Here is a 15,035-nt window from a genome sequence, read left to right as displayed (position 1 = left end):
CCATAGACGCCATGATGCTAACGGCTTGTTCCAAAGGCTCTAACTCAGGGTGGTTGGAAAACTATATGGTTACTAAATAATGTCTAATAAAAAGCGTTCTGCAAGTTCCAGTCGCTGGTTGCAGGAACACTTTAGCGATAAATATGTGCTACAAGCACAGAAAAAAGGGCTGCGCTCCCGTGCCTGGTTTAAACTTGATGAAATACAGCAAAGCGATAAGCTGTTTAAACAAGGTATGACGGTGGTTGATTTAGGTGCAGCGCCTGGCGGTTGGTCACAGTATGTGGCTTCGCAGATCGGTAACAAAGGGCGAATTATTGCTCTTGATCTTTTACCTATGGATCCTATTGTTGGAGTCGACTTCCTTCAGGGGGATTTTCGTGATGAATTAGTTCTCAAAGCGCTGCTCGAACGCGTGGGAGAAAGCAAAGTTCAGGTGGTCATGTCTGACATGGCGCCTAATATGAGCGGTACTCCGGCAGTCGATATTCCAAAATCGATGTATCTGGTTGAATTAGCATTGGATATGTGTCGGGATGTATTAGCACCAGGCGGAAGTTTCCTGGTGAAGGTGTTTCAGGGAGATGGCTTTGATGAATACCTGCGGGAAATTCGCTCCCTGTTTACGAAGGTGAAGATTCGTAAGCCAGACGCTTCCCGAGCACGTTCGCGAGAAGTGTACATCGTAGCGACAGGGCGGAAACTGTAGTTCCCTAACGCTGTTTGTTAACACAGTTGTAATATGAGGTTAATCCCTTGAGTGACATGGCGAAGAACCTGATCCTCTGGTTAGTCATCGCAGTTGTATTGATGTCTGTATTTCAGAGTTTTGGTCCCAGCGAATCTAATGGCAGTAAGGTAGATTACACTACCTTTACAACCGAAGTGGCCCAAGACCAGGTCCGTGAAGTACGTATCAATGGACGTGCGATTGACGTTATCAAAAAAGACAGCAGCAAATACACAACCTATATTCCGGTTAATGATCCTAAATTACTGGATACGCTGCTGAGCAAAAACGTGAAAGTTGTTGGTGAACCGCCTGAACAGCAGAGTTTCCTGGCGACTATCTTCATTTCATGGTTCCCGATGCTGCTTCTGATTGGCGTCTGGATATTCTTTATGCGACAGATGCAGGGTGGCGGTGGCAAAGGCGCAATGTCCTTTGGTAAAAGCAAAGCCCGCATGCTGACGGAAGACCAAATCAAAACGACGTTTGCTGACGTTGCAGGTTGTGACGAAGCGAAGGAAGAGGTGAGCGAGCTGGTAGATTACCTGCGCGAGCCAAGCCGTTTCCAGAAACTGGGCGGTAAGATTCCTAAAGGCGTTCTGATGGTTGGTCCTCCGGGTACCGGTAAAACCTTGCTGGCGAAAGCCATTGCCGGCGAAGCCAAAGTGCCATTCTTTACGATTTCCGGTTCTGACTTCGTAGAAATGTTCGTGGGTGTCGGTGCATCTCGTGTGCGTGACATGTTCGAACAGGCGAAGAAAGCCGCTCCATGTATCATCTTTATCGATGAGATCGACGCCGTTGGCCGTCAGCGTGGTGCAGGTTTAGGTGGCGGTCACGATGAACGTGAACAGACACTGAACCAGATGTTGGTTGAAATGGATGGCTTCGAAGGTAACGAAGGTATCATCGTAATTGCAGCAACTAACCGTCCTGACGTTCTTGACCCGGCATTGCTGCGTCCGGGTCGTTTCGACCGTCAGGTTGTCGTAGGCTTGCCAGACGTACGTGGTCGTGAACAGATCCTGAAAGTTCACATGCGTCGCGTTCCGCTGGCAACTGATGTTGATGCGTCTGTGATTGCCCGTGGTACCCCTGGTTTCTCCGGTGCTGACCTGGCTAACCTGGTGAACGAAGCTGCACTGTTCTCTGCACGTGGTAACAAACGTGTGGTGTCGATGGTTGAGTTCGAAAAAGCCAAAGACAAAATCATGATGGGTGCTGAGCGTCGTTCCATGGTGATGACTGAATCGCAGAAAGAGTCCACTGCATATCATGAAGCAGGCCACGCCATCATTGGTCGTCTGGTTCCTGAACATGACCCGGTGCATAAAGTGACCATTATTCCTCGTGGCCGTGCATTAGGTGTGACCTTCTTCCTGCCTGAAGGTGATGCGATCAGTGCAAGCCGTCAGAAACTGGAAAGCCAGATTTCTACCTTGTACGGTGGTCGTCTTGCTGAAGAGATCATTTACGGCGTGGAAAAAGTGTCTACCGGTGCGTCGAACGACATCAAGGTTGCCACCTCTATTGCCCGTAATATGGTTACGCAGTGGGGCTTCTCAGAGAAATTAGGTCCGTTACTGTATGCGGAAGAAGAAGGCGAAGTCTTCCTCGGTCGTTCAGTTGCGAAAGCTAAACATATGTCTGATGAAACTGCCCGCATCATCGATCAGGAAGTGAAATCTCTGGTTGAACGTAACTACATTCGTGCGCGTACGTTGCTGATGGAAAACATGGATATCCTTCATTCAATGAAAGATGCCCTGATGAAATACGAAACCATCGATGCGCCGCAAATTGATGACCTGATGAACCGTACGGAAGTTCGCCCGCCTGCTGGCTGGGATGATGCTAACGGTAAAAACGGCAACAATAATTCTAACGACGGCGGTGCTCCAAAAGCGCCAACGCCAGTTGACGAACCTCGCACGCCAAATCCTGGCAACACGATGTTTGAGCAATTCAGCGGCAAATAAGTAGCTGGTTGGAAAATAACGCAGATAACACTCAACCCCGGGCTTGCCCGGGGTTTTTTATGCGTGCATTCTTTGTGTCGGAATTTGAAACTGCCTCAACGAATGACCAGAAGGGACATGATTTATGCACCTCACAGCCAGAGACTCGATACTGGATCTCACTTTTCCCCAGGTGATGGGGATCCTGAATGTTACCCCGGATTCCTTTTCTGATGGCGGACGACACAACACGCTTGATCTTGCGCTTCGCCACGCTCAGGTGATGGTCGATGCCGGCGCGACAATCCTTGATATCGGGGGAGAATCAACGCGTCCGGGCGCTGCTGAAGTCAGCGAAGAGGAAGAACTGGCCCGTGTGGTGCCGGTCGTAGAAGCCATCGCCCGACGTTTTGATGTCTGGATCTCGGTGGATACTTCGAAGGCTTCTGTTATCCGTGAAGCGTCAAATGCCGGTATGCATCTGATTAACGATATTCGCTCGCTTCAGGAGCCAGGGGCATTGCAGGCTGCGGCAGAAACGGGTTTGCCCGTTTGTCTGATGCACATGCAAGGTGACCCGAAAACAATGCAACATGCCCCGCATTACGACAACGTCGTTGCGCAGGTAGACCAGTATTTTGTCGAGCAAATTGCACGTTGTGTGAATGCCGGCATTCCGAAAAGCAAATTGTTGCTCGACCCGGGCTTCGGTTTCGGTAAAAATTTAGAGCATAACTACCAGTTACTCGCCAGACTGGCTGAGTTCCATCACTTCGGGTTACCACTTTTGGTGGGGATGTCGAGGAAATCTATGGTAGGGCAGCTACTGCATGTGTCACCGGAGAAACGCGTGACGGGCAGCGTTGCCTGCGCTGTGATTGCTGCCATACAGGGAGCCCAGATAGTTCGCGTACATGATGTTAAAGAAACCGTCGAAGCGATGCGTATCGTGGAAGCGACACTTTCTGCAAGGGATAAAAAATAATTATGAGCAACCGTAAATACTTTGGTACTGATGGCATACGTGGAAAAGTAGGCGACAGCCCGATCACCCCTGATTTCGTTCTCAAACTGGGCTGGGCTGCAGGCAAAGTATTAGCGCGTCATGGTTCGGGTAAAGTGATTATCGGCAAAGATACCCGTATTTCCGGCTATATGCTGGAATCTGCACTTGAAGCCGGTCTGGCTGCTGCGGGGCTGTCGGCTTCCTTTACCGGCCCGATGCCAACACCCGCGGTTGCGTATCTGACCCGTACATTCCGTGCTGAAGCCGGGATTGTGATTTCTGCATCGCATAACCCGTTCTACGATAACGGCATAAAATTCTTCACTATTGACGGCACAAAGCTGCCGGACGAAGTGGAAGAAGCCATCGAAGCAGAGCTGGAAAAACCTCTTACTTGCGTGGAATCCGCTGCGTTGGGTAAAGCCAGCCGTATTGTGGATGCTGCCGGTCGCTATATCGAATTCTGCAAAGGGACGTTTCCGAGCGAACTGAGCCTGAACGGACTGAAAATCGTTGTGGATTGTGCCAATGGCGCGACTTACCACATTGCGCCAAGCGTTCTGCGGGAACTGGGCGCTAAAGTGATTACCATCGGCTGCGACCCGGATGGGATGAACATTAACGAAGAGTGCGGTGCGACCGACGTCCGTCAGTTACAGCAACGCGTTCTGACAGAAAAAGCGCATGTCGGGCTGGCATTTGACGGCGACGGCGATCGTCTGATTATGGTCGACCATGAAGGCAATAAAGTCGATGGTGACCAGATCCTTTACATCATTGCTCGTGAAGGCTTGCGTCAGGGCCAGCTGAAAGGCGGCGCCGTCGGCACCCTGATGAGTAATATGGGCCTGGAACTGGCATTAAAACAGCTCGGTATTCCATTTACTCGCGCGAAAGTGGGCGACCGTTACGTGCTGGAAAAAATGCAGGAAAAAGGCTGGCGGATCGGTGCTGAAAACTCAGGCCACATTATCTTGCTGGACAAAACCACCACCGGTGACGGTATCGTGGCCGGTTTGCAAGTGCTTACCGCCATGGTTCGCAATCACATGAGCCTGCATGATTTGTGCAGCGGTATGAAATTGCTGCCACAAATCCTGATTAACGTCCGTTTTGCTGGTGAACATGATCCGCTGGAATCCGACGAAGTTAAGCAGGTCACTGCAGATGTTGAAAAACAGTTAGCGGGTCGTGGCCGGGTACTGTTACGTAAATCAGGTACCGAGCCTTTGCTGCGTGTGATGGTAGAAGGCGAAGACGCGGAACTGGTGGAAAAATTGGCTAACCGTATTGCCGATGCGGTAAANNCGGCAATACGGCTTTGGTTAGTATTCACACCCGCTTCAGTGGGTCCTTGAATGACCTGCTAAATGGTGAGAAGCAATTGGCATGCGGTGAACCCGCGAGGATACAGGTACTACTATGTACGACGCTCTTCTGGTGATTTTCCTTATCGTAGCAATCGGGCTTGTTGCTCTGGTTATGCTGCAACAAGGCAAAGGCGCTGATATGGGAGCCTCTTTCGGAGCAGGTGCTTCTGGCACATTGTTCGGTTCGAGTGGTTCCGGTAACTTCATGACCCGTATGACCGGCATTTTGGCAGCACTGTTCTTTATCATTAGTTTGATTCTCGGGAACATGAGCACCAATAAAAGCCAAAAAGGTAGTGAGTGGGAAAACCTGAGTCAGCCAGCGAAAACTGAGCAGACCACTGCGCCGGCAGCTCCAGCAGCGCCTAACAGTGACGTTCCTCACTAAGCAGTAACCTTCTTATCGCAAGAAGTGAAAAGTTTTAAACAGTGGCTTGTACTTGGACAGTATAAGCGATTGTGAAAAAAAAGAGTGCCGAGGTGGTGGAATTGGTAGACACGCTACCTTGAGGTGGTAGTGCCCGAATGGGCTTACGGGTTCAAGTCCCGTCCTCGGTACCAATCTTTGTGATAATTTGCTTTTTAGCGATTATCGGCGTAGTATTTGCCACGTTTTCGGACGCGGGGTGGAGCAGCCTGGTAGCTCGTCGGGCTCATAACCCGAAGGTCGTCGGTTCAAATCCGGCCCCCGCAACCACTTTCCCTAAGTGTTTATTTCAAATAGACTTTCAGTGTCTTCCTGTGATGTTCTGCAGTTCCAATTTGAAAGTTTCTATTTGAAATAACACTTCGCGAAAGTTGTACCGAAGCCGCTATGCGGCGAATAGGGTCCAGTTGCATAAAGCCCCGATTTATCGGGGTTTTTTGTTATTTGGCAACAGAATCACTGGGCTATTTAGCCCTTTTTTTATGTCTTGGGGGTGGGCTTGTCCACATTAGAACAAAAATTAACAGAGCTGATTACAGCACCAGTCGAGGCACTTGGCTTTGAGCTGGTGGGCATCGAGTTCGTTCGGGCTCGCCAATCGACGTTGCGCATCTATATTGATAGTGACGCCGGGATCAATGTTGATGATTGTGCTGATGTCAGCCACCAGGTGAGCGCTGTGCTGGACGTTGAAGATCCAGTCACCGTCGCCTACAACCTGGAAGTTTCCTCTCCAGGCCTTGATCGTCCTATGTTCACCGCTGAACATTATCAACGTTTCCTGGGTGACGAAGTCAGCATTGTTCTGCGTATGGCAGTGCAGAATCGTCGCAAATGGCAGGGCATTATTAAGGCTGTCGAAGGCGAAATGATCACGGTGACAGTGGAAGGGAAAGATGAAGTGTTCGCACTGAGCAACATCCAGAAAGCGAACCTGGTACCCCACTTTTAAAGAGTTTGGAAGAGGCAACTAGGATGAACAAAGAGATTCTGGCTGTTGTAGAAGCAGTTTCTAATGAAAAATCCCTCCCGCGCGAGAAGATTTTTGAAGCGCTGGAAATTGCATTATCAACGGCGACCAAGAAAAAATACGAGCAGGAAATCGAAGTCCGCGTCAGCATTGACCGCAAAACAGGTGACTTCGATACCTTCCGTCGTTGGGTGGCAGTCAACGAAGTGACTCAGCCGACCCGCGAAATCACCCTCGAAGCTGCACAATACGAAGATCCGTCCATCGACCTCGGCGGATATATTGAAGATCAAATCGAGTCGGTCACTTTTGACCGCATCACCACGCAAACTGCCAAGCAAGTTATCGTACAGAAAGTACGTGAAGCAGAGCGCGCGATGGTGGTTGATCAATTCCGTGAGCAGCAAGGTGAGATCGTCACCGGCGTGGTTAAGAAAGTTAACCGTGACAGCATCGCTCTGGATTTAGGCAGCAACGCTGAAGCCGTTATTCTGCGTGAAGACATGCTTCCGCGTGAAAACTTCCGCTCCGGCGACCGTATTCGTGGCGTTCTGTATGATGTGCGCCCTGAAGCACGCGGTGCCCAGCTGTTTGTCAGCCGTTCACGTAACGAGATGCTGATTGAGCTGTTCCGCATCGAAGTGCCGGAAATTGGCGAAGAGCTGATTGAGATTAAAGCGGCAGCCCGTGATCCTGGCTCCCGTGCGAAAATTGCAGTAAAAACCAACGACAAACGTATCGACCCGGTCGGTGCTTGTGTCGGCATGCGTGGTGCACGCGTTCAGGCTGTTTCCAGTGAACTGGGCGGTGAACGTATCGATATCATCCTTTGGGATGATAATCCTGCGCAATTCGTTATCAACGCAATGGCACCGGCAGATGTCGCTTCCATCGTGGTTGATGAAGATAAATGCACCATGGATATCGCCGTTGAAGCCAGCAATCTGGCACAGGCGATTGGCCGTAATGGCCAGAACGTGCGTTTGGCCTCCCAATTGTTGAAACAGCATCGTGGTGATGACAAGTGGGAACTGAACGTGATGACAGCAGACGACCTGCAAGCCAAACATCAGGCTGAGGCACACGCTGCGATTGATACCTTCACCAAATACCTGGCCATCGATGAAGATTTCGCCACGGTTCTGGTAGAAGAAGGTTTCTCAACGCTTGAAGAACTGGCTTATGTGCCAGTCAACGAGCTGCTTGAAATCGACGGCCTGGATGAAGACACCGTGGATGCGCTGCGCGAACGTGCAAAAGAAGCGCTGACCACACTGGCTTTAGCTCAGGAAGAAAGTCTCGGTGACAAAAAGCCTGCTGACGATCTGCTTAACCTGGCGGGTCTGGAACGTAGCATGGCATTTAAACTGGCTGCACAAGGGGTTTGTACGCTGGAAGATCTTGCCGAGCAGGGTGTCGACGATCTGGCTGATATTGAAGGTCTTAGTGACGAGCAGGCTGGTGAACTTATCATGGCCGCGCGCAATATCTGCTGGTTTGGCGACAACGCGTAATAAACTGTAGCAGGAAGGAACAGCATGACAGATGTAACTGTAAAAGCGCTGGCGGCAGAGATTCAGACTCCGGTAGATCGCCTGGTACAGCAATTTGCTGATGCAGGGATCTCAAAGTCCGAAACTGACTCTGTGACCCAGCAAGAAAAAGAGACTTTATTGGCGCACCTGAATGGCGGAAATGCCGGTGCGACAAACAAACTGACGTTACAACGCAAAACGCGTAGTACACTGAATATTCCGAGCACCGGCGGGAAGAGTAAATCGGTGCAAATCGAGGTCCGCAAGAAACGCACTTATGTTAAACGTGATATGACCGAGGCAGAAGTTGCCCAGGCCGAAGCGGAAGAGCAGGCGAAGCGTGACGCGGAAGAACAGGCACAGCGTGCAGCAGCGGAGCAAGCCCAGCGCGAAGCTCAGGAAAAAGCCAAACGCGCCGCCGAAGAGCAAGCTAAACGTGAGGCCGCTGATAAAGCTAAGCGTGATGCAGCGGAAAAAGATAAAGTGACCAACCAAAATACCGATGAAGTAACTAAACCAGCTCAGGCAGAGAAAGCACGCCGTGAAGCTGAAGCCGCAGAGCTGAAACGCAAAACGGAAGAAGAAGCCCAGCGTAAGATTGAAGAAAACGCCAAGCGTATCGCAGAAGAAGCCCGTAAAATGGCTGACTCTGGTGTCTGGACTGAAGCTACCGCACCAAGCGAATCAGAATCTGCTGACTACCATGTCACCACTTCTACCCATGCTCGTGCTGCTGAAGACGAAAATGACGCCAAAGTTGAAGGCGAACGTCGTAGCCGTACTCGCGGTGGCAAAGCGACCAAACAGAAAAAAGGCAACAAGCTGTCCGAATCTAAAGCGGATCGCGAAGAAGCCCGTGCTGTTGGCCGTAACGGTAAAGGTAAGCGTAAGCCAAGTACCTTACAGCAGAGCTTTAACAAGCCTGTTGTTGCCGTTAACCGTGATGTTGTAGTGGGTGAAACCATTACTGTTGCTGAGCTGGCAAACAAAATGGCAGTTAAAGGTTCTCAGGTCATCAAAACCATGATGAAACTGGGCGCCATGGCCACCATCAACCAGGTTATTGATCAGGAAACTGCTCAGCTGGTTGCGGAAGAAATGGGCCACAAAGTTATCCTGCGTCGTGAGAACGAGCTGGAAGAAGCGCTGATGAGCGATCGTGATACAGCTTCTTCTGCTGCCGCTGAGCCACGTGCTCCGGTTGTGACCATCATGGGCCACGTTGACCACGGTAAAACCTCATTGCTTGACTACATTCGTTCAACGAAAGTGGCAGCAGGCGAGGCCGGTGGTATTACCCAGCATATCGGTGCTTACCACGTAGAAACCGAAAACGGCATGATCACCTTCCTGGATACTCCGGGACACGCCGCGTTTACTTCAATGCGTGCTCGTGGTGCTCAGGCAACGGATATCGTTGTACTGGTTGTTTCTGCAGATGATGGCGTAATGCCACAAACCATCGAAGCCGTACAGCATGCGAAAGCTGCTGGCGTGCCAATCGTGGTTGCAGTGAACAAAATTGATAAGCCAGACTCTGATCCGGACCGCGTTCGTACCGAACTCTCTCAGTATGGCGTTATGCCAGAAGAGTGGGGCGGTGAATCTCAGTTCATCCATGTGTCTGCGAAAGTGGGTACCGGTATCGACGATTTGCTGCAAGCTATCTTGCTGCAAGCTGAAGTTCTGGAACTGAAAGCAGTTCGCACCGGCATGGCAAGCGGCGTTGTGATCGAGTCCTTCCTGGACAAAGGTCGTGGCCCGGTTGCAACCGTTCTGGTTCAGGAAGGTACTCTGAACAAAGGCGACATCATTCTTTGTGGCTTCGAATACGGCCGTGTCCGTGCGATGCGTGACGAAATGGGTCGTGACATTACGTCTGCGGGTCCTTCTATTCCTGTCGAAGTTCTGGGTCTGTCCAGCGTTCCGGCTGCGGGTGATGAAGTGACTGTTGTTCGTGACGAGAAGAAAGCGCGTGAAGTTGCTCTGTATCGTCAGGGTAAATTCCGCGAAGTGAAACTGGCTCGTCAGCAGAAATCTAAACTGGAAAACATGTTCGCGAACATGACTGAAGGCGAAGTTTCTGAACTGAACATCGTTCTGAAATCTGACGTTCAGGGCTCTTGCGAAGCGATTTCCGATGCATTGCAGAATCTGTCTACTGACGAAGTTAAAGTTAAAATCGTCGGTATGGGTGTCGGTGGTATCACCGAGACTGACGCAACACTGGCCGCTGCTTCCAACGCGATCATCCTGGGCTTCAACGTCCGTGCAGATGCTTCTGCCCGCCGTGTCGTAGAAAGCGAAAGCTTGGATCTGCGTTACTATTCCGTTATCTATAACCTGATTGACGAAGTTAAACAGGCGATGAGCGGTATGTTGGCGCCAGAATACAAACAGCAAATCATCGGCCTGGCTGAAGTTCGTGACGTGTTCAAGTCACCGAAATTCGGCGCTATTGCAGGTTGTATGGTGACTGAGGGTATGATCAAGCGTAACAACCCAATCCGTGTACTGCGTGAAAACGTAGTGATCTACGAAGGCGAACTGGAATCCCTGCGTCGCTTCAAAGATGACGTTGCTGAAGTTCGTAACGGCATGGAATGTGGTATCGGCGTTAAGAACTACAACGATGTGCGTACTGGCGATGTGATCGAAGTCTTCGAAATCATCGAGATCAAACGTACTATCGCTTAACGTTTGCGAAGTAGCTGATATCCAGATGGGGGGCCTTGCGCCCCCTTATTTGTCTGGAGCAAGTGAGGAGAAAAGCATCATGGCAAAAGAATTTAGCCGTACTCAGCGCGTCTCTCAGGAGATGCAAAAAGAAATCGCCATCATCTTACAGCGTGAAGTCAAAGACCCGCGCGTAGGCATGGCGACCGTTTCAGGCGTTGAAGTTTCACGTGACCTGGCCTATGCCAAAGTGTTCGTGACCTTCCTGGACGTGCTGACGACTGACAATCACGATCCTGATCGTGTGAAGAATGGCATCAAAGCTTTGCAGGACGCGTCTGGTTTCATCCGTACGCTGATCGGTAAAGCGATGCGTTTGCGTGTCGTACCAGAACTGACTTTCGCATACGACAACTCTTTGGTTGAAGGTATGCGTATGTCCAATCTGGTGACCAACGTCGTGAAGAACGATGCTGAACGCCGTTCAGCTGCAGGCGATGACGAGGAAGTATAATGAGTCGCCCACGTCGCCGCGGCCGTGATATACACGGTGTTCTGCTACTGGACAAATCTTTAGGCTTGTCTTCTAACGATGCCCTGCAAAAGGTTAAACGCCTTTATAACGCTAACCGGGCAGGACATACCGGCGCGCTCGATCCTTTAGCCACTGGCATGTTGCCACTGTGCTTAGGCGAAGCGACCAAGTTTTCCCGTTTCCTGCTCGATTCTGACAAACGTTATCGCGTGATTGCCCGTATGGGACAACGCACGGATACGTCAGATGCTGAAGGTGCCATCATTTCTGAACGTGAAATGGCCTTCACTCAGCAGCAACTGGACGACGCTCTCGACAGTTTTCGCGGGGAAACCCGGCAAATCCCTTCCATGTATTCTGCATTGAAATATGAAGGGAAAAAACTGTACGAGTACGCACGTCAGGGCATCGAAGTTCCGCGAGAATCCCGTAGCATTACCGTGTATGAGCTCAAGTTCATCCGCTGGGAAGGCTTCGAGGTTGAATTAGAAATCCACTGTTCAAAAGGCACTTATATCCGCACGATTGTGGATGATCTGGGCGAAAAATTGGGCTGTGGTGCGCACGTGACTTATTTGCGTCGTTTGCAGGTCGCAACCTATCCTTCAGAGCGTATGGTCACCATGGAAAAACTCCATGAACTGATCGCTCAGGCAGAAGAGCAGGGCATAGAGCCACGCTTACTGCTGGATCCTTTGTTGTTGCCTATGGACAGCGCGTGTGAAGACTTCCCGGAAGTGAACCTGCTTCCTGTCGTCGCCGGATATGTTAAACAGGGCCAACCTGTTCAGGCATCTGGCGCACCGGTCAGTGGCATGGTTCGCATCACTGAAGGCGAAGAACGTAAGTTTATCGGTGTGGGCGAAATTGATGATGACGGCCGCATTGCGCCGCGTCGTCTGGTCGTCGAATACACGGATTAAGCGCTTTCTGCTCACCTTGCGATCACATATAGCAAAGGGTAGAATAGCGCAGCTTATGCATTGGGTTGCTGAATTAGAGATCGGCACCCGTTTAATTATCTATAATATTTTGGAGTAAGATTATGTCTCTAAGCGTTGAAGCTAAAGCTCAAATCGTTTCCGACTTCGGTCGTGGCACTAACGACAGTGGTTCTACCGAAGTTCAGGTTGCTCTGCTGACTGCTCAAATTAACCATCTGCAAGGTCACTTTGCAGAGCACAAAAAAGATCACCACAGCCGTCGTGGTCTGCTGCGTATGGTTTCTCAGCGTCGTAAACTGCTGGACTACCTGAAGCGTAAAGATGTAGCACGTTACACCAGCCTGATCGAACGTCTGGGTCTGCGTCGCTAATCAAGCGAGTTTCAGTGTAAAGGGGCCAATAGGCCCCTTTATTCTAGGAAGCAACGCCAAATCAGGGTACTGTATGGCTGCTGTTTCTGTTGTTATTCTAAGTACATGAACTTCCGTTACAGATGTTTTCGCGCGGCTAATGAGAGACTTTATTACCACATTGCCAGGTATATAAGGATTGTCATTAGTCGCGAGAATGTAGTGAGAAGCTCGGATATTGATCGGCGTGAACTGCTGTCATAACAGCTGCGCGTCATACAAAAGGACATTACATTGCTTAATCCGACTATTCGTAAATTCCAATACGGCCAGCACACCGTTACGCTGGAAACCGGCATGATGGCTCGTCAGGCAACTGCCGCTGTTATGGTTAGCATGGACGACACTGCGGTATTCGTTACCGTTGTTGGCCAGAAAAAAGCTAAACCAGGTCAGAGCTTCTTCCCGCTGACTGTTAACTATCAGGAGCGTACTTACGCTGCTGGTCGTATTCCGGGTAGCTTCTTCCGTCGTGAAGGCCGTCCAAGCGAAGGCGAAACTCTGACTTCTCGTCTGATTGACCGTCCGATTCGTCCTCTATTCCCGGACTCCTTCCTGAATGAAGTTCAGGTTATCGCGACTGTGGTTTCATTGAACCCACAAGTTAACCCTGACATCGTTGCTATGATCGGTGCGTCTGCTGCCCTGAGCCTGTCTGGTATTCCATTCAACGGCCCAATCGGTGCTGCACGCGTTGGTTACATCAACGACCAGTACGTTCTGAACCCAACCGCAGATGAGCTGAAAACAAGCCGTCTGGACTTGGTTGTTGCCGGTACTCAGGGCGCGGTTCTGATGGTTGAATCTGAAGCTGAAGTGCTGAGCGAAGATCAGATGCTGGGCGCGGTCGTATTCGGCCACGAACAACAACAAATCGTTATCGATAACATCAACTCACTGGTTGCTGAAGCCGGTAAGCCAAAATGGGACTGGCAGCCTGAAGTGGTTAACGCTGAGCTGCACGCTCGCGTGGCTGCACTTTCTGAATCCCGTCTGGGTGATGCGTACCTGATCACCGAGAAACAAGAGCGTTACAACCAGATTAACGTCATCAAATCTGACGTTGTTCAGGCTCTGCAAGCTGAAGACGAAACTCTGGACGCTGGCGAAATCTCTGACATTCTGGGCAGCATCGAGAAGAACGTGGTTCGTAGCCGTGTTCTGCGTGGCGAGCCACGTATCGATGGCCGCGAAAAAGACATGATCCGTGGTCTGGATGTGCGTACTGGTGTTCTGCCACGTACTCACGGTTCAGCGCTGTTCACCCGTGGTGAAACTCAGGCACTGGTTACTGCAACACTGGGTACTGCCCGTGATGCACAGAACCTGGATGAGCTGATGGGCGAGAAGACTGACAGCTTCCTGTTCCACTACAACTTCCCTCCGTACTCTGTTGGTGAGACCGGTATGGTAGGTTCGCCAAAACGTCGTGAGATTGGTCATGGCCGTCTTGCTAAACGTGGCGTACTGGCGATGATGCCAAAACCAGAAGACTTCCCGTACACCGTACGTGTGGTATCTGAAATCACTGAATCTAACGGTTCATCTTCAATGGCTTCCGTTTGTGGCGCATCTCTGGCCCTGATGGATGCAGGCGTGCCGATTAAAGCCGCTGTTGCGGGTATCGCAATGGGTCTGGTTAAAGAAGGCGAAAGCTTTATCGTTCTGTCCGACATTCTGGGTGACGAAGATCACCTGGGCGACATGGACTTTAAAGTGGCCGGTAGCCGCGACGGTATCACCGCGCTGCAGATGGACATTAAAATCGAAGGTATCACCCGCGAAATCATGCAGGTGGCTCTGAACCAGGCTAAGGGTGCGCGTCTGCACATTCTGGGCGTGATGGAACAGGCTATCAGCACACCACGTGGCGATATCTCTCAGTTTGCTCCACGTATTCACACCATCAAGATCAGCCCGGACAAAATCAAGGACGTGATCGGTAAAGGTGGTTCTGTGATCCGTGCTCTGACTGAAGAAACCGGCACCACTATCGAAATCGAAGATGACGGTACTGTGAAAATCGCAGCTACCGATGGCGAGAAAGCTAAATATGCTATCCGTCGTATCGAAGAGATCACTGCTGAAATCGAAGTTGGCCGTATCTATCAGGGTAAAGTGACCCGTATCGTAGACTTTGGTGCGTTTGTTGCCATCGGCGGCGGTAAAGAAGGTCTGGTACACATCTCTCAAATCGCTGATAAGCGTGTAGAGAAAGTGACTGATTACCTGCAGATGGGCCAGGAAGTTCCGGTTAAAGTTCTCGAAGTTGACCGTCAGGGTCGTGTGCGTCTGAGCATCAAAGAAGCTACCGCACCTACTCAGGACGAAACAACTGAGCAACCTGCAGCAGAATAATCTGTAACAGAAGTTTTACAGCTCCTTTCCACATGGGGAGGAGCTGTTCGTCTCACGGACGCAGGACGCGTTTGTGTTAAGCAAGCGGATGACAGGATGTTCATCCAATGTTTGTC

General features: G+C 50.7%; 12 protein-coding genes and 2 tRNA genes. All 14 read left to right on the top strand.

Annotation, left to right across the window (positions count from 1 at the left end; translation table 11 throughout):
- The first annotated feature begins 79 nt into the window (after positions 1–79).
- The 14 genes from rlmE to pnp all read left to right on the top strand — a co-directional run bounded on the left by rlmE (position 80) and on the right by pnp (position 14,919).
- The gene (gene rlmE / locus ACM615_RS13910; RefSeq protein ID WP_112286796.1) at positions 80–709 is read left to right on the top strand and encodes a 23S rRNA (uridine(2552)-2'-O)-methyltransferase RlmE; all 630 of its coding nucleotides are present in this window, start codon (positions 80–82) and stop codon (positions 707–709) included.
- A gap of 56 nt (positions 710–765) precedes the next feature.
- On the top strand, positions 766–2,709 hold the full coding sequence (ftsH, locus tag ACM615_RS13905) for an ATP-dependent zinc metalloprotease FtsH (RefSeq protein WP_112286795.1): 1,944 nt from the start codon (positions 766–768) through the stop codon (positions 2,707–2,709).
- Between the two features lie 124 nt (positions 2,710–2,833).
- The gene (gene folP, locus ACM615_RS13900; RefSeq protein ID WP_159282452.1) at positions 2,834–3,673 is read left to right on the top strand and encodes a dihydropteroate synthase; all 840 of its coding nucleotides are present in this window, start codon (positions 2,834–2,836) and stop codon (positions 3,671–3,673) included.
- A gap of 2 nt (positions 3,674–3,675) precedes the next feature.
- Positions 3,676–5,052: a phosphoglucosamine mutase gene (glmM, locus tag ACM615_RS13895; RefSeq protein ID WP_431012053.1), complete on the top strand. Its 1,377-nt coding sequence runs from the start codon at positions 3,676–3,678 to the stop codon at positions 5,050–5,052.
- Positions 5,053–5,116: 64 nt separating this feature from the next.
- A complete protein-coding gene (secG, locus tag ACM615_RS13890; RefSeq protein ID WP_113877110.1) occupies positions 5,117–5,452 on the top strand; it encodes a preprotein translocase subunit SecG in 336 nt (111 codons plus the stop codon).
- Positions 5,453–5,538: 86 nt separating this feature from the next.
- A tRNA-Leu gene (locus ACM615_RS13885) sits at positions 5,539–5,625 on the top strand.
- A 59-nt stretch (positions 5,626–5,684) separates the two neighbouring features.
- Positions 5,685–5,761, top strand: a tRNA-Met gene (locus ACM615_RS13880).
- A gap of 229 nt (positions 5,762–5,990) precedes the next feature.
- Positions 5,991–6,443 carry a ribosome maturation factor RimP gene (gene rimP, locus ACM615_RS13875; protein WP_147243271.1) on the top strand — a complete coding sequence of 151 codons (453 nt, stop codon included), beginning with the start codon at positions 5,991–5,993 and terminating at the stop codon, positions 6,441–6,443.
- A gap of 23 nt (positions 6,444–6,466) precedes the next feature.
- Positions 6,467–7,975, top strand: coding sequence for a transcription termination factor NusA (nusA, locus tag ACM615_RS13870; RefSeq protein WP_112286790.1), 1,509 nt, complete (start codon positions 6,467–6,469; stop codon positions 7,973–7,975).
- Between the two features lie 24 nt (positions 7,976–7,999).
- Entirely contained in the window at positions 8,000–10,693 is a 2,694-nt protein-coding gene (infB, locus tag ACM615_RS13865; protein WP_112286789.1) for a translation initiation factor IF-2, read from the top strand.
- A gap of 79 nt (positions 10,694–10,772) precedes the next feature.
- Positions 10,773–11,186 carry a 30S ribosome-binding factor RbfA gene (gene rbfA, locus ACM615_RS13860; RefSeq protein WP_101078324.1) on the top strand — a complete coding sequence of 138 codons (414 nt, stop codon included), beginning with the start codon at positions 10,773–10,775 and terminating at the stop codon, positions 11,184–11,186.
- Positions 11,186–12,130 (top strand): tRNA pseudouridine(55) synthase TruB, encoded by a 945-nt coding sequence (gene truB, locus ACM615_RS13855; protein ID WP_132965724.1) that lies wholly within the window; start codon positions 11,186–11,188, stop codon positions 12,128–12,130. The genes rbfA and truB overlap by 1 nt, the downstream gene beginning before the upstream one ends.
- 122 nt (positions 12,131–12,252) lie before the next feature.
- Positions 12,253–12,522, top strand: coding sequence for a 30S ribosomal protein S15 (gene rpsO / locus ACM615_RS13850; RefSeq protein WP_014333706.1), 270 nt, complete (start codon positions 12,253–12,255; stop codon positions 12,520–12,522).
- A gap of 273 nt (positions 12,523–12,795) precedes the next feature.
- Positions 12,796–14,919, top strand: coding sequence for a polyribonucleotide nucleotidyltransferase (pnp, locus tag ACM615_RS13845; protein ID WP_113877112.1), 2,124 nt, complete (start codon positions 12,796–12,798; stop codon positions 14,917–14,919).
- Positions 14,920–15,035 lie beyond the last annotated feature (116 nt).

The sequence above is a fragment of the Rahnella sp. PAMC25617 genome (assembly GCF_050606005.1).
Taxonomy (GTDB): domain Bacteria; phylum Pseudomonadota; class Gammaproteobacteria; order Enterobacterales; family Enterobacteriaceae; genus Rahnella; species Rahnella variigena.
The sequence above is the reverse complement of the archived record's forward strand: the minus strand, read 5'-3'. Positions and strand labels throughout refer to the sequence as shown.

What these genes read in the sequence shown, in the direction of transcription:
- rlmE (WP_112286796.1), top strand. Translation starts at nt 80, where the DNA reads ATGTCTAATAAAAAGCGTTCTGCAAGTTCCAGTCGCTGGTTGCAGGAA.
- ftsH (WP_112286795.1), top strand. Translation starts at nt 766, where the DNA reads ATGGCGAAGAACCTGATCCTCTGGTTAGTCATCGCAGTTGTATTGATG.
- folP (WP_159282452.1), top strand. Translation starts at nt 2,834, where the DNA reads ATGCACCTCACAGCCAGAGACTCGATACTGGATCTCACTTTTCCCCAG.
- secG (WP_113877110.1), top strand. Translation starts at nt 5,117, where the DNA reads ATGTACGACGCTCTTCTGGTGATTTTCCTTATCGTAGCAATCGGGCTT.
- nusA (WP_112286790.1), top strand. Translation starts at nt 6,467, where the DNA reads ATGAACAAAGAGATTCTGGCTGTTGTAGAAGCAGTTTCTAATGAAAAA.
- infB (WP_112286789.1), top strand. Translation starts at nt 8,000, where the DNA reads ATGACAGATGTAACTGTAAAAGCGCTGGCGGCAGAGATTCAGACTCCG.
- rbfA (WP_101078324.1), top strand. Translation starts at nt 10,773, where the DNA reads ATGGCAAAAGAATTTAGCCGTACTCAGCGCGTCTCTCAGGAGATGCAA.
- truB (WP_132965724.1), top strand. Translation starts at nt 11,186, where the DNA reads ATGAGTCGCCCACGTCGCCGCGGCCGTGATATACACGGTGTTCTGCTA.
- rpsO (WP_014333706.1), top strand. Translation starts at nt 12,253, where the DNA reads ATGTCTCTAAGCGTTGAAGCTAAAGCTCAAATCGTTTCCGACTTCGGT.